The organism is Porticoccus sp. (assembly GCF_041592135.1).
Taxonomy (GTDB): Bacteria; Pseudomonadota; Gammaproteobacteria; order Pseudomonadales; family Porticoccaceae; genus Porticoccus.
Map to the genome: position 1 here is coordinate 1 of NZ_JBFHQR010000023.1, position 24208 is coordinate 24208.

The 24208-nt window shown below is 57.6% G+C and carries 23 protein-coding genes, 3 tRNA genes and 2 pseudogenes; 12 read left to right on the forward strand and 16 right to left on the reverse strand.

Going from position 1 to position 24208, the window contains the following annotated elements; all coding sequences use genetic code 11:
• Positions 1-146 precede the first annotated feature (146 nt).
• Complete coding sequence (locus tag ABY948_RS03995; protein WP_461481226.1) at positions 147-773, reverse strand: 2OG-Fe(II) oxygenase; 627 nt, start codon at positions 771-773, stop codon at positions 147-149.
• Positions 774-1067: 294 nt separating this feature from the next.
• Between ABY948_RS03995 and ABY948_RS04000 the strand changes: the two are divergent.
• The 3 genes and pseudogenes from ABY948_RS04000 to glf all read left to right on the forward strand — a co-directional run.
• A pseudogene (locus ABY948_RS04000) lies at positions 1068-1214 on the forward strand (IS3 family transposase); the annotation flags it as partial.
• A gap of 75 nt (positions 1215-1289) precedes the next feature.
• Complete coding sequence (locus ABY948_RS04005) at positions 1290-2270, forward strand: hypothetical protein (protein WP_461481227.1); 981 nt, start codon at positions 1290-1292, stop codon at positions 2268-2270.
• Entirely contained in the window at positions 2267-3418 is a 1152-nt protein-coding gene (glf, locus tag ABY948_RS04010) for a UDP-galactopyranose mutase (protein WP_461481228.1), read from the forward strand. Before ABY948_RS04005 ends, glf begins: the two co-directional genes overlap by 4 nt.
• Before the next feature lie 109 nt (positions 3419-3527).
• On the opposite strand, the gene ABY948_RS04015 is transcribed toward glf, so the two are convergent.
• On the reverse strand, positions 3528-4550 hold the full coding sequence (locus ABY948_RS04015) for a hypothetical protein (protein ID WP_461481229.1): 1023 nt from the start codon (positions 4548-4550) through the stop codon (positions 3528-3530).
• Positions 4551-5007: 457 nt separating this feature from the next.
• Here ABY948_RS04015 and ABY948_RS04020 point away from each other — a divergent pair, with 457 nt between their 5' ends.
• Entirely contained in the window at positions 5008-6009 is a 1002-nt protein-coding gene (locus ABY948_RS04020) for a sulfotransferase domain-containing protein (protein ID WP_461481230.1), read from the forward strand.
• On the forward strand, positions 6006-6968 hold the full coding sequence (locus ABY948_RS04025) for a sulfotransferase domain-containing protein (RefSeq protein ID WP_461481231.1): 963 nt from the start codon (positions 6006-6008) through the stop codon (positions 6966-6968). The genes ABY948_RS04020 and ABY948_RS04025 overlap by 4 nt, the downstream gene beginning before the upstream one ends.
• A 23-nt stretch (positions 6969-6991) precedes the next feature.
• Here ABY948_RS04025 and ABY948_RS04030 read toward each other — a convergent pair whose 3' ends face one another.
• Positions 6992-7918 carry a hypothetical protein gene (locus ABY948_RS04030; protein ID WP_461481232.1) on the reverse strand — a complete coding sequence of 309 codons (927 nt, stop codon included), beginning with the start codon at positions 7916-7918 and terminating at the stop codon, positions 6992-6994.
• 147 nt (positions 7919-8065) lie between these two features.
• Between ABY948_RS04030 and ABY948_RS04035 the strand changes: the two genes are divergently transcribed.
• Positions 8066-9205, forward strand: coding sequence for a mitochondrial fission ELM1 family protein (locus tag ABY948_RS04035; protein ID WP_461481233.1), 1140 nt, complete (start codon positions 8066-8068; stop codon positions 9203-9205).
• Between the two features lie 56 nt (positions 9206-9261).
• On the opposite strand, the gene ABY948_RS04040 is transcribed toward ABY948_RS04035, so the two are convergent.
• From ABY948_RS04040 to ABY948_RS04055, 4 genes are all read right to left on the reverse strand, one after another.
• Positions 9262-10209 (reverse strand): hypothetical protein, encoded by a 948-nt coding sequence (locus tag ABY948_RS04040; protein ID WP_461481234.1) that lies wholly within the window; start codon positions 10207-10209, stop codon positions 9262-9264.
• Positions 10210-10488: 279 nt separating this feature from the next.
• On the reverse strand, positions 10489-11418 hold the full coding sequence (locus tag ABY948_RS04045) for a hypothetical protein (protein ID WP_461481235.1): 930 nt from the start codon (positions 11416-11418) through the stop codon (positions 10489-10491).
• Positions 11419-11429: 11 nt separating this feature from the next.
• Positions 11430-12419 carry a diacylglycerol/lipid kinase family protein gene (locus tag ABY948_RS04050; protein WP_461481236.1) on the reverse strand — a complete coding sequence of 330 codons (990 nt, stop codon included), beginning with the start codon at positions 12417-12419 and terminating at the stop codon, positions 11430-11432.
• A 126-nt stretch (positions 12420-12545) separates the two neighbouring features.
• Complete coding sequence (locus ABY948_RS04055; protein WP_461481237.1) at positions 12546-13472, reverse strand: hypothetical protein; 927 nt, start codon at positions 13470-13472, stop codon at positions 12546-12548.
• Positions 13473-13735: 263 nt separating this feature from the next.
• On the opposite strand from ABY948_RS04055, the gene ABY948_RS04060 reads away from it, so the two are divergent.
• The 4 genes from ABY948_RS04060 (at position 13736) to ABY948_RS04075 (ending at position 16828) form a co-directional block, all read left to right on the forward strand.
• Positions 13736-14452, forward strand: a complete 717-nt coding sequence (locus tag ABY948_RS04060) for a 4'-phosphopantetheinyl transferase family protein (protein ID WP_461481238.1) — start codon at positions 13736-13738, stop codon at positions 14450-14452.
• Positions 14453-14685: 233 nt separating this feature from the next.
• Positions 14686-15252 carry a hypothetical protein gene (locus ABY948_RS04065; protein ID WP_461481239.1) on the forward strand — a complete coding sequence of 189 codons (567 nt, stop codon included), beginning with the start codon at positions 14686-14688 and terminating at the stop codon, positions 15250-15252.
• Between the two features lie 152 nt (positions 15253-15404).
• Positions 15405-16274: a diguanylate cyclase domain-containing protein gene (locus tag ABY948_RS04070; protein ID WP_461481240.1), complete on the forward strand. Its 870-nt coding sequence runs from the start codon at positions 15405-15407 to the stop codon at positions 16272-16274.
• A 185-nt stretch (positions 16275-16459) separates the two neighbouring features.
• Positions 16460-16828, forward strand: a complete 369-nt coding sequence (locus tag ABY948_RS04075; RefSeq protein WP_461481241.1) for a hypothetical protein — start codon at positions 16460-16462, stop codon at positions 16826-16828.
• Between the two features lie 54 nt (positions 16829-16882).
• Here ABY948_RS04075 and ABY948_RS04080 read toward each other — a convergent pair.
• Both ABY948_RS04080 and ABY948_RS04085 read right to left on the reverse strand, forming a co-directional pair.
• Positions 16883-16970 (reverse strand) — tRNA-Ser (locus ABY948_RS04080).
• Between the two features lie 202 nt (positions 16971-17172).
• Entirely contained in the window at positions 17173-17730 is a 558-nt protein-coding gene (locus tag ABY948_RS04085) for a nitroreductase family protein (protein ID WP_461481242.1), read from the reverse strand.
• A 124-nt stretch (positions 17731-17854) separates the two neighbouring features.
• Between ABY948_RS04085 and ABY948_RS04090 the strand changes: the two genes are divergently transcribed.
• The gene (locus ABY948_RS04090; RefSeq protein ID WP_461481243.1) at positions 17855-19231 is read left to right on the forward strand and encodes an adenylate/guanylate cyclase domain-containing protein; all 1377 of its coding nucleotides are present in this window, start codon (positions 17855-17857) and stop codon (positions 19229-19231) included.
• 63 nt (positions 19232-19294) lie between these two features.
• Here the strand turns inward: ABY948_RS04090 and queF are convergent, their stop codons facing one another.
• The 6 genes from queF to msrB all read right to left on the reverse strand — a co-directional run bounded on the left by queF (position 19295) and on the right by msrB (position 22731).
• Positions 19295-20116: an NADPH-dependent 7-cyano-7-deazaguanine reductase QueF gene (gene queF, locus ABY948_RS04095; RefSeq protein WP_461481244.1), complete on the reverse strand. Its 822-nt coding sequence runs from the start codon at positions 20114-20116 to the stop codon at positions 19295-19297.
• 8 nt (positions 20117-20124) lie between these two features.
• A complete protein-coding gene (locus ABY948_RS04100) occupies positions 20125-20898 on the reverse strand; it encodes an ABC transporter permease (protein WP_461481245.1) in 774 nt (257 codons plus the stop codon).
• Positions 20895-21836 carry an ABC transporter ATP-binding protein gene (locus ABY948_RS04105; protein ID WP_461481246.1) on the reverse strand — a complete coding sequence of 314 codons (942 nt, stop codon included), beginning with the start codon at positions 21834-21836 and terminating at the stop codon, positions 20895-20897. The genes ABY948_RS04100 and ABY948_RS04105 overlap by 4 nt, the downstream gene beginning before the upstream one ends.
• 172 nt (positions 21837-22008) lie before the next feature.
• Positions 22009-22084, reverse strand: a tRNA-Gly gene (locus tag ABY948_RS04110).
• Positions 22085-22113: 29 nt separating this feature from the next.
• A tRNA-Glu gene (locus ABY948_RS04115) sits at positions 22114-22189 on the reverse strand.
• A gap of 143 nt (positions 22190-22332) precedes the next feature.
• On the reverse strand, positions 22333-22731 hold the full coding sequence (gene msrB, locus ABY948_RS04120; RefSeq protein ID WP_461481247.1) for a peptide-methionine (R)-S-oxide reductase MsrB: 399 nt from the start codon (positions 22729-22731) through the stop codon (positions 22333-22335).
• Positions 22732-22820: 89 nt separating this feature from the next.
• Between msrB and ABY948_RS04125 the strand changes: the two genes are divergently transcribed.
• Complete coding sequence (locus ABY948_RS04125; RefSeq protein WP_461481248.1) at positions 22821-24077, forward strand: pyridoxal phosphate-dependent aminotransferase; 1257 nt, start codon at positions 22821-22823, stop codon at positions 24075-24077.
• Here the strand turns inward: ABY948_RS04125 and ABY948_RS04130 are convergent.
• Positions 24074-24208: pseudogene (locus ABY948_RS04130) on the reverse strand (ATP-NAD kinase); the annotation flags it as partial. The gene ABY948_RS04125 and the pseudogene ABY948_RS04130 overlap by 4 nt on opposite strands.

The following is a 24208-nucleotide window of genomic DNA, read 5'->3' on the forward strand; positions in this document are numbered from 1 at the left end:
GCCGGAGAAACCCTTAAGCCCCCGGCAGAACTTCAGGCAAGCGACCTGGATAAAGTAGTGGCCCGAATCAACGGCCTGTTCGAACAGCCGACGAATGCCGACTGAGATTTGTCGGGGTCACCCCCGGCCGACCGACTCACTCCACCTCAGCGCAACCCCAGGACATTTTTGACAAAGCGGGTGGAAAAGCGACTCAGCCGCTGGCTGGCCACCGACCAGGCGCTCTGGTCGAGGTAGTTGAGCTGCACCATGCGGCGCTCGCCCACAAAGCGGGTGTGACCGTGCCAGGAGTGGCCGGTGCGGCGAAACGCCAGCAAAGTGCCTCCGATGGGCGCCACCTCGGCGGCGTAGTCCTCGATATCATGACCCGAGCGCAGCATTCGCAGACGACCCTCTGTGGCGGTCCAGTCGGCATTGAAATACACCAGCACGGTCAGCACCTTGCTCTTGTGGTCGGTGTGGATATTGCCGTCCGTGCGCTCGCAGAACTTGCGGACCGTCAGGGTCGTCGGCAGATTGACCAGGTCCATGTCGAACTTGGCCGCCAACACTTCGGCCAGCTCGCGACTTCTCATCTCCGCCACAAAGCGGCCAAAAGCGGGGCCGTAACTGAGGGAGTCCAGGTCGTGGTTGGCCGCGGTGTCAATGGCGGGGTAATCGGCATTGATCTGTGCCAGGCCATCGCTGTCAATAAAATTGGGGGCGACGAGAAAATCAAACGGATCCCGTTGCAATTGGCTCTGTTGCACTGATTCAATATTGAGCAGGGGCACAGTTTGTTCTCTCGGACATGACAACACTGGCTGGCATTCTAAATGCCCGACCTCAAGGGCCGCAAGGCGAGCACTGACCTTGTCTCAGTGCAACTTGATACAGATCATAGAGAGGCATTTTGCACCTGCGGCCCTAAGGCGGGTCTCTCGCACAGGTTACGCACCAGTCAGCCCCGTTTAACACCACTATGAAAGGGCAAGCCCTTCATGCAAGTGGACTTCCCACGGTGTAGAGGTTGGAGTTTCGGCCCACAGTCTGTACATGTGGGAAAATGTGGTCAAGCTGGACACACTCCCCTGAAAAAAATGAGGGGGCAACGCATCTATAAAACTCTTGCCATGGCACGCGCTGACTATCTGGAAATATTTTACAATCGTGCGCGACGCCACAGCCACCTCGGCGGCATCATTCCAGGAGTTTTTGAACAGGCCTCATGTTGAGGTGTCGGCGTGCCCACATATAGAGCAAGCCCAAGTTGCATTCACATATAGCGCTAACCTGCATGTGGGGAGATTATGAAGTTTTATATCTATTGTCCTTCGAAAATTGTTTCCGGTGGGCCGGAAGCCTTGCATCAATTGGCCGCCAAGGCCAAAAAAAGTGGCTTCCAAGCGGCCATGGTTTATTACCCTGGCGGTGAGACGGTAGTGCCTGATGCATATAAATGTTATGACGTCGATGTTGCAGAAATGGCCGAAGACAATGCAAACAGCGTAATCATTCTTCCCGAGAAGGCCGTGCGGTTATTATGGCGATTTAAGAAGGCGACCCGTGTTATCTGGTGGCTAAGTGTCGACAATTACATAAAGAAGCAACGCAATAGAAAGTGGTACCGCAAGGCATTGGATCGCGTGTTACGAAGAGACCGTCGAATATTTTCGGATGAGACCAGGTTGCATCACGCAGCACAGTCCGAATACGCCAAATTGTATTTGGAGCAGGAGGGCGTGAAAGATGTGTTTATGTTGACTGACCATTTGCGAACAGAATTTGTGCAATATGCGCTTGGCAACCAAAATCGTTTACGCAGGGATATCATCACATACAACCCGTTAAAAGGCGCTGATTTTACAAAAAACTTAATAGGCCAATCTGCAATAGCGGCAGAATGGGTTCCAATCAAGAATATGACACCACGGGAAGTGAGAGACCTGCTATCAGAGGCAAAAATTTATATTGATTTTGGCCATCACCCTGGTCGGGACCGAATCCCCAGAGAGGCAGTGGCCTGTGGCTGTTGTGTATTGACCGGAAATAATGGAAGTGCGGGGAACCCTGTAGATGTTCCCGCACCCCATGGGTGTAAGTTCAATGAATCCGACGAAGATGTGTTTAACAAAATAGAAGCGAAGATTTCGAATATTGTGGCCAACTTTGAAGAGTATTCCACTTTATTTCGGCCGTATCGGGAGTCGGTTATAGCACAAGAGGATATCTTTGAAACTGAGGTCGGAGAACTTCTTGGCTATTTGCAACGTCGTGAGGCCAGGCTATGAACAAAGTGGCAATTGCAGGGGCTGGCTTTTCTGGCGCTGTTTTAGCACACGAGTTTGCCAAGCACGGAATATCGGTTGACGTATTTGAATCACGAGATCATATAGGCGGCAACTGTTACACCTACCGTGACGAGGAAACCGGGATTTTGATTCACAAGTATGGACCCCATATTTTTCACACTGACAATGAAATGGTATGGGAGTACGTCAACCAATTTTCACGTTTTATGCCATTCGTTAATCGCGTTAAGGCCTGTTTCGATGGCAAAATCTATTCGTTGCCTGTTAATTTGCACACAATAAACCAGCTGTATGGAACATCGCTCTCTCCTGAAGAGGCAAGGCAACTGATCGAGACAGAAGCAGATCTGACCATTGAAAGTCCAGTGACATTTGAGCAACAAGCCAAACGTTTTATTGGGGAAAAACTGTACAAAGCTTTCTTTTATGGATATACCAAAAAGCAGTGGGGATGCGAGCCGGCTGAACTGCCTGCGAGCATTTTAAAGCGACTACCAGTTAGATTTAACTACGACGACAACTATTTTTCGCACCACTTCCAGGGCATACCCGCCGAAGGTTATACGCCAATCTTTGAGGCACTCCTCGATGATCCACGTATCGACGTGCACTTGGAAACTCCTTTACCCAAAGAACACTCGTCGGAATACGATCACACGTTTTATAGTGGGGGGTTAGACGCATATTTTTCATATAAATTCGGTGATCTTGCCTATCGATCTCTGCAATTTGATGAACAGTGCCTTGATGGTGATTATCAAGGTTGTGCTGTTATGAACTACTGTGACTACGACATACCGTACACCCGAATTACTGAGCATAAATATTTTTCGCCATGGGAGCAGCATGACAAAACGATAATCTTTAAGGAGTACAGTTTTCCAGCTTCCCGTGAGGATATACCGTTTTACCCCATCAGATTGGCGAGCGAAAAGAAGATGCTGGCTGAATATGTGAAACTGGCGGAGTCGCTTGACCGTGTAACTTTTTTGGGTCGCTTAGGAACGTATCGGTACCTGGATATGGATAAAACGATCGAGGAGGCATTAACCGTGGCCGACCGTTACCTGGACTCTCGAAAGCAAAATAGAACAATGCCAGTGTTTGTTTGCTCACCTTTAGTGTGAGCGGCCCTCTATCCTTGGGACAAGTATTTCCGCGCAGTGCTTATGTGGGAGTTGAGAGTACAGGATTCCGAGGAAAGTTGTTTTTGAACCCAGGGAAAATGCCTGGGTGCTACAAGCCTTCCAGCACAGCTCGCCAGCGCGCCGCAATCACAGGAAGACTGAAATCGCGGCGAATGAGAGCCTGGCCCATGGCAATGTGGCTATCCAATACTTCCGGTTCGCGCAGGTAGGTGCGCAGCCCCTCCCGCCAGTTGTCCAGGCAGGCACATTCGCTGAACACCCGGTAACTGTCGATGCTGTCGGCGACCACACCGAGACCTTGTGCCAATGACAGGGCGATGCGGTTGTTGGTCTTGGCCGCAGTAAAGGCGTTGACATCGATGGGGATGATGGCAATGCGGTGCAATTGCAGTGCGCGCATGAAGTTGTGGGCGCTCCATTCCAGGTAGAAAGTCGGCAGCGGCCAGTCGCCGATCAAGCTGTCAAAACTCTCCCTCGAGTTGCTGATCACCGTCAGTGTGATCGGTTTTTCACGGTGGATATCGGCCAACAATGCCTTCACGGCATGGAGATGTTGCATGCCCGCGTCACCATAGCTGGCTTTGTGATTGCCAAACCACACCAGCGGGGTCGATCCCCACCGTTGCGCCGCTTCCTCCAACTGCCCACGCAGCCTCAGCAATGCACGTTGCGCGGAAAGGCGTCCGGGAATATCCATTAACGGGCCGTGCAAAGTTTCCTCCACGGCATCTTCGATCACCGTCAGTGGTTTGCCCGTGCCCATCTCCGTTTTCACCACAGTTGCCAGGTTATCACTTGACACCACCCAGTGATCGGCGAGTTCGAACAGCTGTCGCAATTCCCCCCGCCCTTCCTCCAACAGGAAATGGTTGTCGCAGAGATCGAACACGATCTTACTGCCCTGACGTTTCAGTTGTTCGGCGAGATTCACATGCTTCGGCTTGTATGCCTTGGAGAAAATTACTGCACGGTAATTGGCAGCATGGCGCGACTTGTACAATTCAATCGGAAAACCGTCGGCGCGCAACTGGCTCAGGTTATTGAGGCAGCGGATGCGGGTACTGGCCACCCTGGCTTCGGCATTTTTAGGGAGCCAGGCGTAAGATGTCATGGGGTGCCGTACCATCCAGGCTCCGCGGGTGGGGCAATGGGAAACGCATTTGCGGTAATTTTGCCAAGGAATCATATCAGAACAGACGTTAATTGCTATGAAGCCCCAGTTGATAAAGCTTTGTCAGCATGTCATCGACCGGCCCTGGGGCCGGGGAAATCCTCCTGAAATCGGGTCGCACTTCCGCGATGTTGCGGATCACTCCACTTACCCCGGCACATTCTTGCTTTAGACTGAGAGCGCCTTACTGCTACCACTGCGCCACGACCAATACCCGCTCCGCCCGGATTGCCACCCAAGCATTCCGGGCGTGCACAGCGGCGCACGAATCCGCTATGATAAGCGCCGTTCTGCGCCAATGCCGGGAAGTGCGTCATGCGCGGCGCGAAACGACAGGATATGGCCCCGCAGGTTATGTTTTAATTGATCTCGGCGTTCTACGGACATCGTCAACAGCATGAAAGATATGATGCAAGTGGTGTCTCGCCACATCCTTTTGGCCGTGCTCGGCTTCCTGCCACGGGAGCGCAAAAAACGCCTCGAGCGCTGGTTGCGGGGGCGCGAAGAATACAGCCGCCTGCAGCGGGCCGACTGGGTGCTGATGTCCTGGGGCAAGAGCGGTCGCACTTGGTTGCGGGTCATGCTGAGCCGCTTCTACCACAACAAATTTGCCATTCCGGGTGACGAACTGCTGGATTTCGACAACCTGAAGAAAGCGAACCCCGCGGCCCCCAGCGTATTTTTCACCCACAACAATTACCTGCGCAACTACACCGGCAACTGGCACTCCAAAGCCCACTTTGACGGCAAGCCCATCGTGCTGCTGGTGCGCGACCCTCGGGACGTGGCGGTATCGCAGTTCTTCCAGTGGCAGTACCGCATGCGCCCCAACAAGAAATTCATCAACGACTACCCGCCCCACGGTGCCGAGATAAGCCCCTTCCAGTTCGTGATGGATGTTCAGGCCGGGCTGCCCCGTGTCATCGACTACTTCAACGGCTGGGTCGAAACTGTTAGCGCACGGGACGACGTCATGATGGTTCGCTACGAGGACATGCGGACCGAGCCGGAACGCGAACTGGCCCGCATTCTGGCCTTCACCGGCACACCGGGCACAGAAGATGAAGTGCGCGACGCGGTGGACTTTGCCGCCTACGACAACATGAAAAAACTCGAGGAAAGCCGCTTCTTCAAGGGCAGCGGCACCCGGGTCAAGCCCGGCGACAGCGCCAACCCCCAGTCCTTCAAGGTGCGGCGCGCCAAGGTGGGCGGCTACCGGGATTACTTCAGCGACGAGGAATGCGCACGGCTCGACGCCCTGATGGAAACCCTGCATCCGGTATTCGGTTACGGCGCTGCACCCGGCGGCAGCTCTGCAGAAAACGAGTGCGCCGATACCTCCAAAACCGGCAATGGCAATGATCTCGCCGCACAAAACACAGGCACCCCCACAGCATGAACACCAAAGTCATCATCAACGATTTGCTTCAGGCCCGGCGGATTTTCTGGAAAAAACTGTCGCGCCGCCTTCTGCACCTGCGGATGATACGGAGCAACGAAGCCGAGCGACTGCGCGCCGAGCGGGTGCTGCGCGGCAAGGAGCAGAACAACACCCTGCAGAAAGCGGATTTTGTGGTGGTCTCCTTCGGTAAAAGCGGCCGCACCTGGCTGCGGGTGATGATGTCCCAGGCACTGCGGCTGCACTGGAATATCCCCGGCCGTGCCATGCTGGGTTTCGACAACTTCCACAACATGAACCGGCAAGCACCGAAGATCTTCTTTACCCACGACAACTACATCAAGGACTACGCCGGCCAGCCGGATTCCAAGTCGCCGTTCTACGGCAAGAAGGTGATCCTGCTGGCACGCGACCCGCGCGACACCTCGGTTTCCAATTACTTCCAGTGGAAGTTCCGGATGAAACCAAACAAGAAAAAGATCAACAACTATCCCGCTGAAAATTCGGATATCGGCGTGTTCGACTACATGACCAGCCAGCACGGTGGCAGCCTCGCGGATGTGATCGGTTTTCTGAACATCTGGGCCAGGGAGGCCGGCAAAATCGCCGATTTCCACCTGGTGCGCTACGAAGACCTGCGCCGCGACACCGCAACCGCGCTGCGCGAACTACTCGACTTCATGGCGATCCCGGTGAGCGACAAACATCTCGCCGCAGCCGTGGAGTTCAGCTCCTACGAAAACATGAAGAAAATGGAAGAGCGCAACGCCTCTTCGCCCAGCGGCCGGCTGGCGCCGAAGGACAAGGACAATCCGAACAGCTACAAGGTGCGCCGCGCCAAGGTAGGTGGATATCGGGATTACCTGGAGGACGATCAGGTAGAGCAGGTGGACGAGCTGGTGGCGTCGACACTGGACCCGATGTACCAGTACACCGGGCCCACGTCAAAACAGGATTAAAGCACTAAGGGTTGCTGCGCCCGTCAGGATACAGCCGCTATCTTGGGCGCATCACTGCCGATACGCCAGCGCTCCAACACCTCGAAAGCGTCGGGACGCACATGCCCCTGACGTATTTCATCGCGTACCAGTTCTTCGGTGATCACCCCTTTCTCCAGGCATTCTCCCAGCAGCGTGAAAAAGAACCGCTCCTGGTTGAGATCGGGATGCTCCTTGTAGCGACCGGCCAAGCCGTAATCGCCAAACAGCGCCCGGCGGGCACGGCGCAACCAGTGCTTTGGCGGGAACAGCTGAAACGTATCCGCCGCGCGGAAATCCACCTTGAGGCCCGTCTTCCAGGGCTGGGTTTTGCGTTTGGTGTTGTGCAGCATGTGGGTCGCCGGGGTCAGGCGGTCAAAATCATTCCACTCGTTTTCAAACAGGCCGATGGTATCCGGGTCCTCCAGCTTGAGGGATACCCAGTCCATGTAGTCGCGCTGACCGGTGAACATCTCGTTGACATTCTCCTCCAGGCGCCAGTGGGTCAGTTTGGCGCAGTCCAGCAACATCACACTGGAGGCCATGGCGCCCCGGCGGCCCTTGTTGCCGGATTTGGGCCGACACATCAGCGCCGCACCCTCCATATCCCGGGACAACAAATCCCAGACATCGCCGACGGCGAACACATCGGGATCGACCACCAACGCCCGGCCCGTGTAATGCATCAGTTGGGGGGGGGCAAAACGCAGCGGGGTGAACGACTGCAGGTCATCATTCAACCAGGCGCGCATTTCGCCATCGCGCAGGTAGCGCTGTCCTTCACGTTCCTGCAAACAGGGGAAGTCCCGGTTGTGCATGAAGCGCACTTCAAACTTGTCGTTATGGCTGGAGTTGCGGCGCAACGCGTATTCGCTGATCAGTGCGCCGAGCCATTGCTTGTGATTGGCCTGAATAAAAACGCAGTAGTCCAAGGATGACCTCACAATCGTGTAGAAGTGAAACAAACTCTATCGCCTGAGTGGTCGAATCCTAGCAGCTTGAAACGGCCAGATCACTCACCCAGATCAAATAAACGGCACTTTCCCCAGCCCACATAAATCGCCATTCAAGCAGCATTGGTGGAATACCCTGAATTGGGTAAACTGCCTGCCTCGATCAGTATCGGTCTCACCATGACGCAATCAGAGCAAACAGCAACTCCACGAGTCTGGCTCTTATTCGGCCAGAAAGCCGGCGACAATAACCAGGTGCTGGCCCTGGCGGAACAACTGGGCTGGCCGTACACCATCAAGCAGATCCACAATCAACCCTGGGAATTGCTGACCAGCCTGGCGCTGGGCGCCACCCTGAATGGGGTCGACATTCGCCACTCAAGTCCGCTGGTTGCCCCCTGGCCGGACCTGGTCATCACGGCCGGACGCGGCAATGAACCTGTGGCACGCTGGATTCAACAGCGATCTGGCAATCGTGCGCGGCTCGTCCATATCGGTCGCCCCTGGGCACCACTGGCCAGTTGGGACCTGATTGTTACCACGCCGCAATATTTCCTGCCCGCCGCCGACAACGTGCTGCTCAACCGCCTGCCCCTGCATCGGATCACGCCCGAGCGCCTGGCATATGAGGCCTCTACTGAAGCACCCTGGCACAACCTGCCTCGGCCCTATACGGTAGTGCTGCTGGGCGGTGACAGCGGTCAGTTTGTCTTCACGGCCGAGAAAGGACAACGGCTGGGCCAGCTGGTCAACCGCCTGGTCAAAACCCTGGGGGGGGTCGCACTTGTCTCCGACAGCCGGCGCACCCCGGCCGCCGCCAGCGAAGCCTTCTGGCGCCAACTGTCCGTGCCCGCCTGGCGCCATAACTGGCACGATGGCCAGGACAGCAATCCCTATATGGCCCTTCTCGCCCAGGCAGACCAGCTGGTGGTCACCGGGGAGAGTATGTCCATGCTCGCCGAAGCCTCCGCCACCGGCAAACCGCTGTTTATCTTTGACATGTCTGACCGGGACAGCCGCTGGTGGCGCCAGTGCCACAATTACCGCCACAAACCCCTCAGCCATCGGCTCGCCATGCGGCTGGGGCCGCGACGCATGCGCAGGGATATCGCCAGGATACAGGAAGCATTGGTAGCGGATGGTCGAGCCGTCTGGCTCGACAGCGAGCACATCACTCGAGGCGAATTGTCTTCCGGGAACGATGTGGCGCCGGGCGGGACGGAGTGCCGGGACGCGGCACAGCGCATCAGAGATATGTTTGGGTAAAGCGTTTGGTTATAAAGCCGTAACCAGCACGCTGCGGGTTACGGCGAGGGGCGGACTCAAGCGGCCTTGGCCTGCAGGCCCGACAGCGGGTGCCGGTCCGGCGGCGGCAGATCCGGGGTGCGGGCCAGCACTTCGAAAGCGTCGTGGCGCACATGGTTCTGGCGCATTTCCTCGCGCAGGAACTCCTCGCTGATTTTGCCCTGCTCCACACACTCCTTGAGCAGCCCAAAGAAGAACAGCTCCTGGTTCTTGTCCGGGTGGACCTTGTAGTTGCCCAGCAGGCCATACTCGCCAAACACATGGCGACGGGCGCGCATCAGCCAGCCGATGGGCGGGAACGCCCGGAATTTTTCCGCCGGACGCCAGTCCGTCGGCAAGCCGGTTTTCCAGGGCTGGGTTTTGCGTCGGGTGGTGTGGAGCATTTTGGTCGCGAGGCTGAGCTTGTCGAAGTCATTCCACTCATTTTCCAGGAAACCAATGGTCTCCGGACTCTCGGTTTTGAGGCCGATCCACGGCTGATAGTCCCAACCCGCATCAAACATGGCATTGAACTGCTGCTCCACCTTCCAGTGGGTGAGCTGGCTGCAATCGAGCAGCATCACACTGCTGGCGACCATCTTGTCGACATAACCTTTCGGGCCCGAGCGCATCCGCGCCATAACAGCCTTGCCCTGCATATCCCGGGACAGCAGTTCCCAGATGTCCACCGCGGCAAAAACATCCGGATCGATCACCACCGCGCGACCTTCGTAGCCCATCAGTTCCGGCGGCATAAAGCGGGTCGGGGTGAAGGACTGGAGGTCCTCGTTCAGCCACACCCGCTTGACGCCATCGCGCAGATAGGACTGCCCCTCGCGGGCGGCAAAATACGGGTAGTCACGGGTATCCATGATGGTGACGTCAAACAGCTCATTGTGCCGGGAATAGCGGCGCAGCGCGTACTCCGCCACAATGGCACCCGTTATCTGCTTATGATTGGTCTGGATAAATACACCGTACTTCATGGCAAAACAACCCGACTGATGAGCCCGCCCCATGATAAGTCAACACCGCCGATGGAATCCATCCGGCCCACCGGATCATTGCGTTTCACTTGATCCGGATCGGGTTGCCGCCACAGTGAAAACCGCTGCGGGCAGTCACTCTCCTGCTGCGGGGGAGATATCCCCAAGGTGATACTGATCGGACCATTGGGCCAGAATAATAAATGTCGCAGTGTCAGCTCCCGAGACAAACGGCGGTTTGACCCTTGATCCCCTGCGCCCGCTTTATGTGAATACCGCTTACTTAAATACACCCTGGCGATAGAGGCGCCAGAACAGCCCCCAGGAATAGATCAGGGGATGGCGGCGCACCTTGTCGGGGATCTCCACCCGCTGTCCCGAATGCCGCTCCAATTTCCAGGCAAGGTAGTCGAGGCCGCCATCGAAGGTGAACAAGGCCTTGAGCAGCCTCAGCACCGAAAACAACTTTCCCCACAACCTGCGGAGTTTCCAGCGCAGGGGGGCCAGCTTGCGCGACAACTTGCCGATGTCCGCTTGGTAGTGCAGTTCACCGTCCCGCTCTTCAACCCGCAGTTGCGGCAGAACGCCGCCGGCCAGTTGCACGGCCTGCTGTGCGTAGAAGTCCCTGGCAAACTGCACCAGCTCCCGCGCCCTGCCCGCCCGCTCGGTGCGCAACTCGGTGCCATAGCTCAGCGACAGCCCCTGCTGCCACAACTGCTCGACCGGACCACTGGAGGGCAGTGTCGGCAGCACCTGGGCCAGGAAGGTGGCGCGGGCAGCCGCCAGGCACTGTTGCAGACGCTCGCGATCCGGCTCACTGCGACTGTAGACAATGTCGGTGGGCTGGGCGAAGCGGCCCCAGAAATAGGATTCGAAACGGCGCGCGGAGTTATAGCGGGCAAAGTCGCGGGCCGACACCACGGCATACTTGCTGCGCACCGTGCGCTCCCCGCTCCCCGCCTGGGTGTAAAACACATTGGGCGGCAACAACCAGTTGCCCAATGCCAGGCCCCCGCGGCCATAACAGGCCCAGTAGCTGTCGACGATGACATACAGGTCCACCAGCCCTGCATAAAAATCGCCGCTGCGCAGACAGGAGCCGTAGACCATGGCACCGCTCATGGCGGCACCATACTTTTGTCGCAGCTGTACCAGCAGTGGTTCCAGTGCCTCAAAACGGCTGGTTGTAATAGTCGAAGACTCCGTCATAAGCGCCGTCGCTACAGGGCCAGGAATGACAGTGGCCCGGCGGCGGTAATCACCACCGGTCCGCCTTCCCGGCGCACCGGCACGATTTCCCCATCCAGGTTGAAACTGCCATCCATCAGCAGGGTAATTTGCCCGGCGCGGTGGCTGTGGTAGCCGTCCGCGGCGGCGGGCTGCGATTTGCGATTGCGCCGCAGGATGGACAGGAATGTGCGCAGGAAGCGCTTGGCATCGGAGGTAATAAGGCTCATTTTCAGGGGCGCCTCCCCGCTCCCCCAGAAGGGGTGAATGCCCAGAAACAGCCGCTCAAGACTGCTGATGGCGAGAATGCGGGCACGAAACTCGCCGTACATCTCGCCGTCCAGGCCGACCGCCACGGGCAGCGGCTGATTGAATTCCGGGTGGCCGCGGACAATGCCCCACAGGGTGCGCACCAGTCCCAGCCCCAGGCTGAAATCATCCCGCAGGCCACGGGAGTGGATTTCCCGGTGAGCGTATTCGCTGGCCTGAATAATCGCCCCGCCGCCAAAGAACATACCGAAATGCGGCGCCCCGCCGGCACCCGTCTCCACCCGCAGTACATGCCGCTGCACCACCCGGCCCGCGATAAGCCGCTCGCCTTGGCTCCAGCGGCAAAGCCGTTCCAGCGCCCGCAGCAGAGAGCCTTTGACCCCCACATCCCCGGCCGTCATATTGGCGGTGCCGCCGGGCAGCAGGGCTATCAGCGGCGGCGTCCTGAAGGGGCTGTCCTGCAGCAGGTGGGCAAAGATATGCGCGGCGGTGCCGTCGCCCCCGTTGATTGCCAGCACGTCAACCGACTGACGGGCGATGCTCTCGAGCACGGCGGGAATTTCCGCAGCGGAAGAAGTCCGGTAGTGCAGCAGGCCGGGATGACGCGAAAGCAGCTCATCGACGCGACGCCGCTGATCGCGGTTGTGGCCACTGTTGCAATTGCTGATCACGGCAATGGGGGTGGTGCGGCAAACCGCCTGGGGTGTCATCATGCTGGTCATACTATTAAAAGAAAGAAAAGGGACATGCCACGCTATTTACCACCCAGGTCTCAGGGCCGATTTTTCCTTGCTGGCCACCGATCCGGCCTGGTTGCAGCGCGCATCATACCGTAGCCACTACGGCAACGTCGCCCGCCTGTCAGGGATGGCGGCCCGAACCAGGTCGATGGCGGTTTCCCCCATCCTGGGCGCTGAACCCCTTATCTGCAGCGGCAAGCCCGTGACGGGGTCCAGCAGGATGCTGACAGGGCCCGTCAGTCCCATCAGTTCAAACGCATCCTCGGGCGCGGCGCCGACGGGCCGTACCTGCAATGACACCACCAGCGCCGCCACAGGCCCTTTCACCTCGCGGGTAGTATTGCCGCTCAGCAGACGGTAATCCACTGCCACCTCTGCCACGCCAGTCACCACCATCTCCACCCGCAGGTAATCCACATCGGTATAGAGGTATTGAGTCCAGCTGTCGCCCGGTTTGCGGAGGGGGCCAGTACTGACCGCCACCAGCAGGGCGTAGGGGGACAACAGGGGTTGCACAGCGGTCAATGCTGGCGGAAATGGCCGCTGCATCGCGGAGGATTTGGACCAGAGATCCGGCGACAAGCCCCGTTCGGCGTCCAGCGGTTCCCGGCGCACCCGGTAAATGCCCTGCTCCAACAGGCGGTACTGTTTCATCCGCCGCTGTTTGCCCTCGCTGAGGCGCGAGCGCTGGTAGACCTGCAAGGTATCCGGGTCCATCCAGATCGATACCTGCTCACCGCCGTTGCCGAGCTGACTCTGCACCACCAACTGCCAGAGGGTATCGCCCTCGGGGAAGACCGGTTTTACACCCTCTGGAGATAACCATTTATCGGCGACACTCTCAGCGGTCACCGGACTGAGGGAGAGCGATGTCGAGGCCTTTAGCCACAAGTAATTCTTTGCGTAGGCCAATTCCGTCCACGGCGGGGTTGCGGGCTGCTGGCCGGCGAGAACCGGCGACGAGCCAACCGTGCCCTGGGTCAGTGCCAGCGATAACAATCCAACCTGTAACAAGCTTCTCAACATGGAGAACTTCCCACCCTCTCGGCACACGGATGCCGATATCCTGACGATTTCAGTTTGAAAACGCCAGCGGCCCCGGGATCACCCGGTTAACCCGGAAGCAGCCCGACACCGTTACCCCAAGACCATGACATAGTATGCTCTGCATCCAGGCTTTGTGTGGCAACACAATAATCCCGAGAAAAATGAATCCCGAGCAATCCGCAACCCATCACAGCAGTGACCGTCTCCCGCTGCCGCAAAGCGGGACCGTGCACCTGTGGTTGATGGCAAGCACCGAAATCCACTGCGGCGCGACACAGCCCAACTGGGTCAGCCTCCTACCCGCTGGCGAGCGCGAGCGGGTTTTGCGCAAACTGGCGCCGGAGGATAAACAGCTGGCCCTGGCTACCCGGGTGCTCATTCGCGCAGTCATCTCTGCATATCTGGGCGGCAACCCCGGCGACTGGCGCTTCGATCTTTCGCCAACCGGCAAACCCTATCTGTCCGGTGCGCCACAACCCCTGGCTTTCAACCTCTCCCACTCCGGCAACCTGGTGGCCTGTGCCATAGCCGGGCAACAGGGAATCGGGGTGGATATCGAAGATAGCCGCGTGGAACGCAACTTCCTCGCTCTTGCCAGGCGCTTTTTTACCCCGCAGGAGTACACCGAATTAGCCAGCCTACCCGCCGCTGCGCAGGCCAACCACTTTTACCAGCTCTGGACCCTGAAAGAATCCCACCTCAAGGCCAGGGGGCTGGGATTGGCCAACGGCCTGGACCGTTACTGCTTCCAGCGGGACAACCACGACAAATACCACCTATCCGCGCCACCGGATACCCCGGGGCAGTGGCAGCACCGGTTGCTCAGCGCACCGCCCGGCTATCAAATTGCCATTAGCCGGTACAGCACCCACGAACAGCCTCCTGAGATGCGCGTTGAAACCTGCCGGATGGACTCAGAGCGCTTGTTTGCGTTATGGCGGCTCGGCAAGGATGGCTAAGGCCGTGGGCGTTAGCACTCATATTCAAGCCGGCGCGCAAGCAAGGGAGCGTCGAGCTGTACAGGAAGACACCGGCATTAAACGTTGTCCTGGCGGGGTTGATTCCACTATTTTTTTCATTGGCTAAAACCCTGCGCTCCACGGGACGCCCGGCTTCGCTGGCCACCCCTGGCACAGGCGTTATACTGCCCATGTATTCCAGCATACATGGTCACCACATGATCCCCCTCTGGATGAAGCTTATCTATACAGCCTATGTGGCGATCACCGTGGCGGTTTACGCGACGAAGTATGGTCCCGGCAACTTCCTCTGGTTCTCAGACATTGCCTTAATAGCTACCGTGCCGGCACTCTGGCTTGAGAGCCAACTGTTAGCCAGCATGATGGCTGTCGGCATCCTCCTTCCCGAACTCGTGTGGAATGTCTGTTTCCTGGCAAGGCTGCTGACTGGAAGACGCCTTACGGGCCTGACAGACTACATGTTTGATTCGAACAAGCCGCGCTATCTCCGGGCCCTGTCGCTGTTTCACGTCTTCCTGCCCGTGCTGTTGCTCTGGCTCGTCGCCCGACTCGGCTACCTGCCGACGGCATGGATTGCACAGACCGCACTCGCATGGGTGGTCTTGCCGCTGACCTATGTGCTTACCGATCCGGAGAAGGACGTGAACTGGGTCTATGGTCCGAGCGGCAAGCCCCAGGGACGCCTGCCTCGGCTCCTGTACCTGGGGCTGGTGATGATCGCCTTTCCTGTGCTGGTTTATTGGCCCACACACCGGATTCTGGAATGGCTATTTGCCTGAGTCAGGTTCAAGGCCCGTGCTTCGATGAGGTGTGCGGGTACCCACGACTTGTTCACACCCTGTATAGTTAGACTCGATTTCGCTGTAGACACAGGACGTAATAATAGCCAACCTTCACCACAGATTCTGACGTTGTAGAGGCATACCGCAGTATGAAAGCCACTGAGCCCGTCTGTCTGGCCGATGTGATTGAACTGATGCTCGACGCAGTCTGCGTGGTCGACCGGCGGGGACACTTCGTGTTCGTCAATGGGGCCTTCGAACGAATCTTTGGCTACCAAGCCGATGAGGTGATCGGCCACCCCATGCTTGATCTGGTGTTCCATGACGACCGGGAAAATACGCTGCAAGCTGTCGCAACACTGCTGGCTGGCGAACCGCAACCCTGTTTCGAGAACCGCTGGATTCGCAGGGATGGCCAGGTGGTTCATGTACTCTGGTCAGCGCGCTGGTCGGAGGAGCACCAGGTCAGAATTGCCGTGGCCCACGACATTACCGAACGCAAGCGAATGGAAGAGCGGCTGCAGCATATGGCGGGCCATGACCCACTAACGGGCTTACCCAATCGCGCGCTGCTGCTGGATCGCATACAAACAGCGCTAACCCAAGCGCGCCGCGACCAGACCCATCTTTCTTTATTGTTCATTGATATCGATAATTTCAAACATATCAACGACAGTTATGGCCACTTTGTTGGCGACGCACTGCTAGAGCACATCGCGCGGCGTCTCAAGAATTGTGTCCGGGAATCCGACACGGTGGGTCGTCTGGGTGGAGACGAATTCCTGATCCTGTTAAACAGAACCAGCACACTCGATGACGCGGTGGTGATCGCTGAAAAAATCCGCGCCGAGCTTGAACAACCGTTTGCCCTCGGTGGTCGCCAGTTGCACATCGCCCCGAGCATAGGTATCGCGCACAACCCCGATAGTGGCGAGGATTACCAGCAATTAATACAGTGCGCTGATCAAGCCATGTACCGGGCAAAAAAAGCCGGTGGCAATCGGATTGCTGTTTTTTGAGCGCCATGGGCTTGGCCGTAGCTGTGTTGCGTATTTTGAGCTGTCCGGCGGCCGGGTGAAGCTACTTTATACTCAGGGCACCCCCATTACCCCTATCACACCAAGGCAGACAACACTTAAAAAGTACGGCTGTTTAAAATATTATGTTGAGTTAAACCCAAATTTATCACACAGAGGCTGAGTCGATGTCAGGTAACATTCCTGAAGAGTTTGTCATGTTAAAAGGAGAGATACTGGACGGAATGGTGGATGCCATTGAGACTGCTGGAGAGGATGCGGATTACACTGTTGAAGCAATCGATACCTGCGCAACCATTCTTGGGGATTATCTCGAAGATGTATTTTCACCATCACTCTATGGCCAATCCAAAAAGATTATGGCTGCCGTCAAGTTCACGGTAAACGAACTCAATGAACTGAATGATGACTGCAATCAGAACCTTATCGACACTGAACAGCGCGATCAACTTCGCGAACTGATTGTTGCGTCTGCAGCCTATGCCGGACTCGAAACGGAACAGCAGGACATTACCGAAGAATGGCGTGCGTGGTAGGCTCGCAATAGGTTGTCCATAAAAAACCCGGCTTCGAGCCGGGTTTTTTATAGATGGCGGTGAGGGAGGGATTCGAACCCTCGATACGTTTCCGTATACACACTTTCCAGGCGTGCTCCTTCGGCCACTCGGACACCTCACCATGTATAAACTGTCACTTGTATTTCACCTTCGGGGCAGCACGCCTGCGTGCTCGTTACTCGGGGTGAACCCCTCGCCCTGCGGGTCGCCGTCACAAGTTCCGGCGCTCTCTGCGGCCAAGCCTCCGAGTCGACCACCCCGGACACCTCAGCAGCTATTTTGAGGGGCGCAACTGTACACAAGCACCCCCAAAAAAGCAATTGTCAGGGCCAGCTTTGGAAGTACTCTGAAATCAGCGCTTCCGGTGCCGGAGGCGGGGTGAAATCCATGGTACCCAGATAGAGAAAGCCGACGATTTTTTCCTCTTCACTCAAACCGAGACCCGCCATCACCGTCCGGTCATAGGCGTAATCACCGGTGCGCCAGATGGCGCCGACATGCTGGGCATAGGCGGCGGTGATCATGTTCTGCACCGCGGCACCAGTGGAGATCAGCTGTTCGATCTCGGGCACCTTGGGGCTCACCTGGGGACTGGCAATCGCCACAATCACCATCGGCGCGCGCAAGGGTTTGGCCTGGGCCCGTTGCCGCTCTTTGTCACTCAGGTCAGCATTGTTGGCTTGTTCCGCGCGGACGAACAGTTCACCGAGCGCATGCAGGCCATCGCCTTCAAGCACCAGAAAGCGCCAGGGGCGCATGCGCCCGTGGTCGGCGGCGCGAAAGGCTGCCTTCTGGATATTGGCCAGCACCTCACCGGAAGGTGGCGGCGCAGACAATCTCGGAGCTGACACCCGCTCGTGCAAGGCCTTGAGTGCATCCATCTGTGAACCCTTTGCTGGGGCTGGCTTGAATATCGTCCGCCACGCCGGGGAGCATGGACATTTAGCGCCAGACATCGTGTAATTAGCGGCACTGATTGACGTGCCGGGGGCAACATCTTACAGGATGAATGCAGAGAGTTCGAAAGAGACCGCAAGGTTTTTACATTATCAGGGCCTGTTTCGCTTTCTCACCGGTTTCGCTGGTATTGCAACCCTGGCGCTCAGTTATCAGGGCCTGAGTCATGACCTGACCAAGGCGGTGCCGCTGCTGCTGGCCGTGCTGTACATCGCCTTCGCCCCATTCATGCTGCAACGCATCAGCCCTTCCGCCAGAGTTCGCGCCTGCCAACTGTTCTCCCTGTTCGATGCGCTGTTGCTGGGGTGCCTGATCGCATTGCTGCACCTCAGTCCGCTGCCGTCTTTACTGTTTGTTCTGGCGCTGCAATTTAATGCCCTGGCCATCGGTGGCTGGCGCAAGCTGGCTGCGGATAACGTCGCCCTGCTGATCGGCGTCCTGAGTACCACATTGGCCTATCATTTTACCTGGGCGGTGGAGGCGGCGCTTTTTGCCAGCCTGCCCCCGCTGTTCTCCCTGGGGCTTTACAGCTGCATCTACGGCTATCACACCGCGCTAGAATGGCATCGCCACGGAGAGCGGATCAGGGAGCTGGAAAAGCAGCAGATTCAACTCAAACTGCGCAATTACCGGCTGTCCAAATATGTCTCCCCCACCCTCCTGAAAGCCATCCAGTCGGGCAAGGATGTGAAGCTGGAAACCCACCGCCGCAAGCTGACCATTTTCTTTTCCGATATCAAGGGGTTCAGCGAACTGGCGGAGCAAATGGAAGGCGAACCCCTGACCAATCTGCTGAATAATTACCTGACGGAGATGTCCCAGATTGCCATTCGCCACGGCGGCACCATCGACAAGTTTATCGGCGACGCGGTGATGGTGTTTTTCGGCGACCCGACCACCAAGGGCGTGAAAGATGACTGTGTGGCGGCGGTGTCGATGGCCATCGCCATGAAAAAACACATGAAAGAATTGCAGCAGCGCTGGGTCAATCAGGGCATCCAGGAACCGCTGGAAATCCGCATGGGTATCAATACTGGCTATTGCGCGGTGGGCAATTTTGGCACCGAGGACCGCCTCGACTACACCTTGCTCGGCACCGAAGTGAACCTCGCCAGCCGCCTGGAATCCGCCGCCCAGCCCGGAGAGATACTGATCTCCCACGAGACCTATTCACTGGTCAAAGAACAGATTCTCTGTGAAGAGCGGGGGGAAATTCAGGTAAAAGGCTTCCAGCATCCCGTGAAGGCCTACGCCGCCATCGATCTGCGCAAAAATCTCGGCGGCGCACACCGCTACTTCGAGCACATTACCGACGGTTTTTCCTTCTACATGGATACCGACCGCATCCGCAATTACGATCAGGACAAGATTCTCCAGTCGCTGATCGATGCCGCCAATCACCTACAGAGCCGGAAGAAGAAATAACAGCCACCTACAGAGCCGGAAGAAGAAATAACAGCCGCCGAGCAGCCCCGCCACCGACAGCCTTTACTGTCGGGACAACCTCAGCCGGGGCGGCTCGGTGTTGCTGGAACTGCGATAGGGATTGATGTCCAGGCCGCCGCGGCGGGTATAGCGGGCGTACACTTCCAGGCTTTCCGGCGCGCAGAGTTCAGTGATTTCGATAAAGATGCGCTCCACGCACTGCTCGTGGAAATCCTGGTGATTGCGGAAGGAAATCAGGTAGCGCAGCAAGCCCTCCCGATCCATGGGCCAACCGCGGTAGCGGATCAGGATGCTGGCCCAGTCCGGCTGTCCGGTCACCGGGCAGTTGGTTTTCAACAGGTGGCTGTAGAGGGATTCCGCCACCACCTCATCCCTGCCGACAAGCCCCAGCAGACCGGCATCCGGCAGGTAGGCCTCCACTTCGATGGGCAGGTCGTCCAGGCAGGTACCGTGAAAAGTGCCGATACCCCGGTGGCGAAAACTGTCGGCCATATGGATACCCACCTGTACGGGACCCTCCACACAGCGGGAAATGTCCTGTTCCAGCAACGCCGAGACGTCCTGCACCGAGCGGTAGCGCTCCTGGTTGAGGGAGTTCAGATACAGTTTGAGGGATTTGGATTCCACCAGATTGACGGTATCGCAGGGCATGGAGATTTCCGCCACCGCCACCACCGGCTTGCCCCTCAAATCCAGCCAGGACAGTTCATAGCCGGTCCACAGGTCATAACCGAAGAACGCTGGCTTGTCGGAAATGCCCAACGCCCGCCGTCCCTCACTGCGGGGAATGGCGTGCAGCACATCCGGGCAGTATTGGCACGGGTACTCGGTAACAGCGCCCAGCAACAGGGATTTATCCGTCACGGCTCACCTCAGCTGCGCAGCTTCTTGCCGCGCTCCAACAGATACAGGGAATAGACAAACAAGATCACGCAAAAGGCCGTCACCATCACAAAGGCCCACACCACATTGATATCGGACACCCCCAGCAGACCATAGCGGAACGCATTGACCATATACAGCACGGGATTGGCCTGGGACACCCCCTGCCAGAAGGCCGGTAGCATACTGATAGAGTAGAACACCCCGCCCAGGTAGGTGAGCGGTGTCAGCACGAAGGTCGGGATAATGGAGATATCGTCGAAACTGCTGGCGTAAACCGCGTTGATAAACCCCGCCAGCGAGAACAGCACCGCCGTCAGGAACACGATCGCCACCGTGACACCCATATGACTCACCTGCAGGTGGGTAAAGAACAGCGACAACAGGGTCACGATCGCCCCCACCGCCAGACCGCGGGCGACGCCGCCGATCACATAGCCCACCAGGATGATGTAATTGGGCACCGGCGACACCAGCAACTCCTCAATACTGCGCTGGAACTTGGTGCCAAAGAATGACGACACCACGTTGGCGTAGGAATTGGTGATCACCGACATCATGATCAGGCCGGGCACCACAAACTGGATGTAACTGAAGCCGGACATCTCGCCGATGCGCGGACCGATCAGCCGGCCGAAAATCACGAAATACAGGGCGATGGTAATCGCCGGCGGCAGCAGGGTTTGCTGCCAGATGCGCATGAAGCGACGGATTTCCTTTTCGACGATGGTACAAAACGCCACCCATTGCTGCCGGGGATTCATGCTGGCACCTCCTCGCTACCGACCTTGTGGGACTCCACCAGGGACACAAACAGCTCCTCCAGCCGGTTGGCCTTGTTGCGCATACTGACCACATGAATGTCGCGCTCACTGAGGCTGGCAAACAGCTCATTCAGGGACTGGTGTTTTTCCACCTCCACCTCAAAGCAGTGATCGTCGATGAGCTGACCGGGATAACCCTCGATGTCGGGGAACGCTTGCAGCACCTCCCGGGTATCCATGATGAACACCTCCTTGTTCAGTTGCCGCAACAACTCTTTCACCGAGGTGTTCTGGATAATCTGGCCGCGGTCGATGATCGCCACGTTGCGACACAGGCTCTCCGCCTCCTCCAGGTAATGGGTGGTGAGGATAATGGTGGTGCCTTTCGCATTGATCTCCTTCAGGAACTGCCACATGGAGCGGCGCAGTTCGATATCCACCCCGGCGGTGGGCTCGTCGAGAATCAGCAGGCGCGGCTCGTGGACCAGTGCGCGGGCAATCATCAGGCGGCGCTTCATGCCACCGGACAGCAACCGTGAACGCTGGTCGCGCTTGTCCCACAAGCCCAGTTGCCGCAGGTATTTTTCAGTGCGCTGCTCCGCCAGCCTGGGCGGCAGGCCAAAGTAGCCGGCCTGGGTTTTGACGATGTCGAACACCTTTTCAAACTGGTTGAAATTGAACTCCTGTGGCACCACACCGATGTTCTGTTTCGCCAGGGAGAAATTTTCATCGATATCGGTGCCGAACACCGACACCTGGCCGCCGCTCTTCCGCACCAGCGAGCAGATCACCCCGATGGTGGTGGACTTGCCCGCCCCGTTGGGGCCGAGCACGGCAAAAAAGTCGCCGGGCTGGACCTCCAGGTTGATGCCTTTCAGCGCTTCAAAACCGTTGTCGTATTGCTTGTGCAGATTGCGTATGGAGAGTGCGGCAGTCATAACATCTCAACTTATCCTGTTCGGGTGCTTGTCCCCGGATGCCGGGCACGGGCGATGGCCGGTATGCTTTAGTTCTGGGTAACAAGGAGGCCGCTAGTCTAAATGACTTTGCAAGAGTTTGGGGGGAGAAAAACAAAAAAGCGCAGGCCACGAAGGACACTGCGCTTGAATTTGGAGCGGGAAACCGGGTTCGAACCGGCGACCTCAACCTTGGCAAGGTTGCGCTCTACCAACTGAGCTATTCCCGCACTGTTTGCCACTAAGGGCGATAAAAAATTGGCGTCCCGTAGGGGAGTCGAACCCCTGTTACCGCCGTGAAAGGGCGGTGTCCTAGGCCTCTAGACGAACGGGACAAGTGCTTCTCATCAAGAGAGGCGCGCATTCTATGAAGCGCGATCTGCCCTGTCAACCCTGCGTTTGTTTTTTCTAACATCTCGCAAACGCAGCTCGGCCCGGAGAGAAAAGTAGACACAATTTCCGTCCGCCGATCAAGCTGTCACACTTTCTTTTTCAGGGCCAGGGAGGCGGAATTGACACAGTAGCGCAAACCGGTCGGCGCGGGGCCATCTTCAAACACATGGCCGAGGTGGCAGCCGCAGTGAGAACAGGTGATTTCTGTGCGCGCCATGCCGTGACTCATATCCCGGTGTTCGGCGATATCGGCGTCCTCGATGCCGCGATAGAAACTCGGCCAACCGGAACCGGAATCGTACTTGCTGTCTGAATCAAACAACGGCTGGCCACAACACCGGCAGCAGTACGTCCCCGCCGCCTTTTCATGGCAATACTCGCCGCTGAAGGGCCGCTCCGTCCCTTTCTGGCGGCAGATGCGGTATTCCTCCGGGCTGAGCCGGGCCCGCCACTGCTCGTCGTCAAACTTTTCGCTATTCGCCATGGCGCCACCTCACAGATTACTTAGTCATGACAGGGTTTTGATATACAATGAGTTTTTTCTCAGGGTTTGACAACCGACAACGGCAATTTATGCAACCGATCAAGAAATCCAACAAACTGGATAACGTCTGCTACGACATTCGCGGACCGGTGCTCGACCACGCCAACCGGCTGGAAGAGGAAGGTCTGCGCATCCTCAAGCTGAATATCGGCAACCCGGCGCCCTTTGGCCTGGAAGCCCCCGACGAAATCATTCACGACGTGATTCACAACCTGGCCAACGCCCAGGGTTACTGCCATGCCAAGGGCCTGTACAGCGCCCGCAAGGCGGTGATGCAGCGCTGCCAGATCATCGGCATCCCCAACGTCGAAATTGACGATGTATTTCTCGGCAATGGCGTCAGCGAACTGATCGTCATGGCCATGCAGGCGCTGCTGAATAACGGCGACGAAATTCTGGTGCCGGCCCCCGACTACCCCCTGTGGACCGCCGCCGTCACCCTCGCCGGCGGCAAGGCCGTGCACTACCTGTGTGACGAGGCCAACGAGTGGCAACCGGATATTGAAGACATCGCCCGCAAAATCACCCCCAAGACCCGCGGCATTGTGGTGATCAACCCCAACAACCCCACCGGGGCGGTGTACGGCGAAGCGGTGCTCAAAGAGATTGTCGAGCTGGCCCGCCAACACGACCTGATTATTTACGCCGACGAAATCTACGACCGCATCCTCTACGATGAGGCCGTACATATCCCGCTGGGCAGCCTGGCCACGGATGTACTCTGCATTACCTTCAACGGCCTGTCGAAAACCTACCGGCTGGCGGGCTTTCGCTCCGGCTGGCTGATTGTCAGCGGCGCCAAGCACCACGCCCGCAGTTATATCCAGGGTATCGAGATGCTGGCCTCCATGCGCCTCTGTGCCAACGTGCCGGCCATGTATGCCATCCAGACCGCACTGGGCGGCTACCAGAGCATTGTCGACCTGGTCGTTCCCGGCGGCAGGCTTTACCAGCAACGGGAGAAAGCCTGGTCGATGCTGAACGCCATACCCGGTGTCAGCTGCGTCAAACCCAAGGCCGCGATGTATCTGTTCCCGCGCCTGGACCCGGAGATCTACCCCATCGAGGACGACGAACAGTTTGTGCTGGATTTGTTGCTGGAAGAGCGCATCCTGCTGGTTCAGGGCACGGCCTTCAACTGGCCGAATCCCGATCACTTCCGCATTGTGTTCCTGCCCCGCGAGGACGATCTGGAGGAGGCCATCAACCGCCTGGCGCGGTTCCTGGAAAAATACCGCCTCAGCCACCCGGTGACCAAGCCGAAACTGACTCAGGTGGCGACCTAAGCGGAGGGATGGGCGCCGTGGCCCAGCGGATAAAGGATGCGATCCCGGTAGCCCGTCAGTACCGGGATATAGCCGGCCAACGCCTCATCGAGCAGCGGATCGTTACTGTCCACCAGTAGCGGTCTGCCTCC

Coding starts and splice junctions, on each gene's coding strand:
- ABY948_RS04005 (WP_461481227.1), top strand. CDS start 1,290: ATGAAGTTTTATATCTATTGTCCTTCGAAAATTGTTTCCGGTGGGCCG.
- glf (WP_461481228.1), top strand. CDS start 2,267: ATGAACAAAGTGGCAATTGCAGGGGCTGGCTTTTCTGGCGCTGTTTTA.
- ABY948_RS04015 (WP_461481229.1), bottom strand. CDS start 4,550: ATGACATCTTACGCCTGGCTCCCTAAAAATGCCGAAGCCAGGGTGGCC.
- ABY948_RS04020 (WP_461481230.1), top strand. CDS start 5,008: ATGAAAGATATGATGCAAGTGGTGTCTCGCCACATCCTTTTGGCCGTG.
- ABY948_RS04025 (WP_461481231.1), top strand. CDS start 6,006: ATGAACACCAAAGTCATCATCAACGATTTGCTTCAGGCCCGGCGGATT.
- ABY948_RS04040 (WP_461481234.1), bottom strand. CDS start 10,209: ATGAAGTACGGTGTATTTATCCAGACCAATCATAAGCAGATAACGGGT.
- ABY948_RS04045 (WP_461481235.1), bottom strand. CDS start 11,418: ATGACGGAGTCTTCGACTATTACAACCAGCCGTTTTGAGGCACTGGAA.
- ABY948_RS04050 (WP_461481236.1), bottom strand. CDS start 12,419: ATGATGACACCCCAGGCGGTTTGCCGCACCACCCCCATTGCCGTGATC.
- ABY948_RS04055 (WP_461481237.1), bottom strand. CDS start 13,472: ATGTTGAGAAGCTTGTTACAGGTTGGATTGTTATCGCTGGCACTGACC.
- ABY948_RS04060 (WP_461481238.1), top strand. CDS start 13,736: ATGGCAAGCACCGAAATCCACTGCGGCGCGACACAGCCCAACTGGGTC.
- ABY948_RS04065 (WP_461481239.1), top strand. CDS start 14,686: ATGAAGCTTATCTATACAGCCTATGTGGCGATCACCGTGGCGGTTTAC.
- ABY948_RS04070 (WP_461481240.1), top strand. CDS start 15,405: ATGAAAGCCACTGAGCCCGTCTGTCTGGCCGATGTGATTGAACTGATG.
- ABY948_RS04075 (WP_461481241.1), top strand. CDS start 16,460: ATGTCAGGTAACATTCCTGAAGAGTTTGTCATGTTAAAAGGAGAGATA.
- ABY948_RS04085 (WP_461481242.1), bottom strand. CDS start 17,730: ATGGATGCACTCAAGGCCTTGCACGAGCGGGTGTCAGCTCCGAGATTG.
- ABY948_RS04090 (WP_461481243.1), top strand. CDS start 17,855: ATGAATGCAGAGAGTTCGAAAGAGACCGCAAGGTTTTTACATTATCAG.
- ABY948_RS04100 (WP_461481245.1), bottom strand. CDS start 20,898: ATGAATCCCCGGCAGCAATGGGTGGCGTTTTGTACCATCGTCGAAAAG.
- ABY948_RS04105 (WP_461481246.1), bottom strand. CDS start 21,836: ATGACTGCCGCACTCTCCATACGCAATCTGCACAAGCAATACGACAAC.
- msrB (WP_461481247.1), bottom strand. CDS start 22,731: ATGGCGAATAGCGAAAAGTTTGACGACGAGCAGTGGCGGGCCCGGCTC.
- ABY948_RS04125 (WP_461481248.1), top strand. CDS start 22,821: ATGCAACCGATCAAGAAATCCAACAAACTGGATAACGTCTGCTACGAC.